The sequence below is a fragment of the Streptomyces pathocidini genome (assembly GCF_001418495.1).
Lineage (GTDB): Bacteria > Actinomycetota > Actinomycetes > Streptomycetales > Streptomycetaceae > Streptomyces > Streptomyces pathocidini.
In genome coordinates this window covers 1-3,851 of sequence record NZ_LIQY01000709.1, presented here as the reverse complement: position 1 = coordinate 3,851, position 3,851 = coordinate 1, and the positions used below count along the sequence as shown (strand labels likewise).

General features: G+C 74.8%; 3 protein-coding genes. All 3 read left to right on the top strand.

The window, feature by feature from the left end; all coding sequences use genetic code 11:
* On the top strand, positions 1 to 1,047 hold a 1,047-nt coding region (locus AOK16_RS24710; protein WP_240483741.1), incomplete at its 5' end, for a Pvc16 family protein.
* Positions 1,048 to 1,481: 434 nt separating this feature from the next.
* Positions 1,482 to 3,593 carry an ATP-binding protein gene (locus tag AOK16_RS24705; RefSeq protein ID WP_055474311.1) on the top strand — a complete coding sequence of 704 codons (2,112 nt, stop codon included), beginning with the start codon at positions 1,482 to 1,484 and terminating at the stop codon, positions 3,591 to 3,593.
* Positions 3,584 to 3,851: hypothetical protein (locus AOK16_RS24700; RefSeq protein WP_055474310.1), on the top strand; the 268-nt coding region annotated here is incomplete at its 3' end. The genes AOK16_RS24705 and AOK16_RS24700, both read left to right, overlap by 10 nt.

Below are 3,851 nucleotides of genomic sequence, written 5' to 3'. Positions count from 1 at the left end.
CACGGGCACGGGCACCGGCAGGGGACGGGGGTGGACCTCATGAGCAACGGACTCGCCGTCGCGACGGTGACGCAGGCCCTGGCGCTGCTGATCGAGAGCAACCTGCGGCCCGAGATCGACATGGCGGTGTCGGTGGAGACGCGCAAGCCCCCGGCCGAGCCGCCGACCGAACCGACCATCACCGTCTTCCTCTACCAGCTCACGCCCAACGCGTCCCTGCGCAACAGCGACCTCCCCACCCGCGCTTCGGACGGCACGCTCCTCCGGCGGGCGGCCGCGGCGCTCGATCTGCACTTCCTGATCAGCGCCTACGGGGAGGAGACCGAGCTGGTCGGCCAGCGGCTGATCGGTTGCGTGGTGCGGACACTGCACGAACTCCCGGTGCTGTCACGGGAGTTGATCGAGGAGGCGGCCCAGCGCCCGTACCTCGCGGGCAGCGACCTGGCCGAGTCGATCCAGAAGGTGCGGTTCTCGCCCACGCAGATGGACGTGGACGAGACCTCGAAGCTCTGGGGGATGCTCCACCAGACGCCGTACTCCCTGTCGGTCGTCTACCAGGCGTCGCTGATCCTCATCGAGGGCCGCGAACAGCCGGCTCCGGCGAAGCCGGTGGAGCGGCGGACCGTACGGGTCCTGCCGCTCGGTGCCTCGGAGGCGGCGGGTGCGGAGGCTGCGGGCGCCTCGGAGGAAGCGGCCGGTGCGGAAGCTGCGGGCGCCTCGGAGCAGGCGGCCGGCGCGGAAGCTGCCGGTCCGGGCACCGGAACCGAGGTGCGGGGCGGCGCGGCTCGCGACACGGCGACGCGCCCGGCAACTGGCGAGCGGGGCCGGGCGGCGGAGAAGTCGGCAGCCCGGCGACGGGCGGGGCAGGGCGGGTCGGCGGAGGCAGCCGAGGCGGCCGAAGAGACCGCCGTGCCGCGGGCCAGGAAGCGCCCGGGAGCCAAGCCCGCCAAGTCGGCTTCCTCGCCCGCCCGTTCACGGAAGGCCTCCGGCGGGGCGCCACGACGCGGCGGCCGGTCCGGCCCTGCGGCGGACGGCGACGAGGGCTGAGCGCGTGCGAGCCACGGCGGCAGGACATGGGGGCAGGTGAGGACATGGGCACGCTCGACGAACCGGGTCCCGACCCGGCGACGGAACCGGGCCACGAGTCGGCGGGACCAGGCAGCAAGCCAACCCGGCCCGGCCACAAGCCGGCTGGGCCTGGCCGCGAACTGGCGGAGCCCGGCCATAAGTCAACAGCGCCCGACCGCCCGTCCGCACAGCCCGACCACGAATCGGCAGAGCCGAGCCACCGGTCGGCGAAGCCCGACCGCGAGCCAGCAGGGCCCAACCACCAATCGGCAAGGCCCAACCACGAGTCAACAGCGCCTCATCGCCCGTCCGCACAGCCCGACCACGAATCGGCAGAGCCGAGCCGCCAGTCGGCGGAGCCCGACCGCAAGTCCGCAGAGTCCGACCGCGAGTCGGCAGGGCCGGGCGCGCACGTGCTGGCGCTGGTGGGCGCCGTGCGCGCGGTGCTGGCGCGTGTCGACGCCCACGCCCAGCGGGCGTCCCGGGGCCGCACCGGCGCACCGGCCGGGCGCTCGCGCACCACGCGGGCCGCGGCGGACGGCTCCGAGGGCGCGGACCCGGCCGACGGGAACGCTCCCGCGGGCCCCTTCGCCAACAAGCCGGCGCCGCACGATGGATCCGAGGGACTCGATGGATCCGGACTCGATGGGGCCGAAGGACCCGATCGATCCGAAGGGCCCGTTCCCCGGCTCGCCGAGACAGACCGGGCGGCGGACGGCCCCATGGGCCCCGCCGCGCTCGACGCGCTCGTCGCCTGCTTCGGGCTGAGCCCCTTCGAGCGCGAGGTGGTCCTGCTCGCCGCCGCGGCCGAGTTGGAGCCCACCGCAGCGAGCCGGTGCGGAGCCGCGAGCGGTGATCCCGAGCGGGCGTACCCGACGTTCTCGCTCGCCCTCGCCGCGCTCCGCGAGCCGCACTGGGGCGCGCTCACACCGGTGGCGCCGCTGCGGCGGTGGCGGCTGGTCGAGGTGGACGACGAGACGCGGCTGACGACCTCGCGGCTGCGGATCGACGAGCGGATTCTGCACTTCCTCGTCGGTTCGCCGTACCTCGACGCCCGGTTGCACGGCCTGCTGTGCCGCGTGCCGGTGCCCGCCGCGCTCCCCGCCTCCCACGGCCTCGCGGCGAGCCGGGTGGCCGCAGCGCTGGCGGCCGGCGGCAGTGACGCGCCGCTGCGCGCCGAGCTCGTCGGCGGCGATCCGCGCACGCGCCGCGACATCGCCGCGGCGGGCGCCCACCGCCGCGGCCTCGGGCTGTACGCGATGGCCGCCGACGACGTGCCAGCCGATCCCACCGAGCGCGACCGCCTCGCCCGCCTCTGGCAGCGCGAGGCGATCCTGCTGCCCGCCGCGCTCCTGGTGGAAGCCGGCGAGGTGGATCGTGAACAGGCCGCGGCGGCGGACGCGTTCGTCGAGCGCGCCGCCGTTCCGCTCGTCGTCTCGAGCGCGGATCCGCGGCGGTCCGCCCGGCCGCTCGGCGCGCGCGTCACCGTTCCCGCGCTGGACACGGAGGAGCAGCTGGATCTGTGGGCGGCGGCGTTCGCGGACGTGCCGGGGGTGTCGGAGGAGGATCTGCGCGCACTGGTGGCCCAGTTCCAGCTGCCGCCCCATGTCGTACGGGCCGCCGCCGCGGCCGTGCGCCGCGAGCTGCCCGGCGGGGAGGGGCTGGACGCCCCGAGCCTGGCCTGGCGGGCCGGGCTCACCGAGGCGCGGCTGGGCCTGGACGAGCTGGGCCGGCGGATCGAGCCGGCGGCGGGCTGGGGCGATCTGGTGCTGGCCGGGCGGCAGTTGCTGATCCTGCGGGAGATCGTGGCCCACGTACGGCAGCGGGCCACGGTCTATCAGGAGTGGGGCTTCGCCGGGACCCTGCGCCGCGGCCTGGGTGTGACCGCGCTGTTCGCGGGCGGTTCGGGCACGGGCAAGACTCTCGCGGCCGAGGTGCTGGCCAAGGAGCTGGGTCTTGACCTGTTCGTCATCGACCTGTCGCAGGTCGTCAGCAAGTACATCGGCGAGACCGAGAAGAACCTGCGCAGGGTCTTCGACGCGGCCGAGCGCGGCGGCGCGCTGCTGCTGTTCGACGAGGCGGACGCGCTCTTCGGCAAGCGCAGCGAGGTCAAGGACAGCCATGACCGGTACGCCAACCTGGAGGTCAGCTATCTGCTGATGCGGATGGAGGCGTACCGGGGCCTGGCCGTCCTCACCACCAACATGAAAAAGGCCCTCGACCCGGCCTTCATGCGCCGCATCCGCTTCGTCGTCGACTTCCCCTTCCCCGGCGAGGCCGAGCGCGCCGAGATCTGGCGGCGGGTGCTGCCGACGCGGGCGCCGACGAAGGGCATCGACCCGGAGCTGCTGGCCCGGCTGACCGTGGCGGGCGGCTCGATCCGCAACATTGCCCTGTCGGGCGCCTTCCTCGCCGCCGAGGAGGGCACTCGGCTGCAGATGCGGCACATGCTCGCGGCGGCGCGCAGCGAATACCTGAAGCTGGAACGCTCCTTGACGCCCTCGGAGGTCCACGGATGGGTCTGAACGAGGCAGCGCGGGGGCGGGCGTACGAGTCCACGCGGGCCTACGACTCGACGCGGGCGTACGAGCCGACCCGCGCGTACGGGGACACGGTGCGCATCGACATCGGCGAGCTGGTGCTGGACGGCTTCGAACGGGTCGACCCCGAGCGCGTGTCGGCGGCGTTCCGGGCGGAGCTGACCCGGCTCGTACGGGAGCGGGGCGTGCCGCTGGCGGTGGACGGCACCGACCGGGCGCTGGACGCCCTCGCCGGGCTGCCCG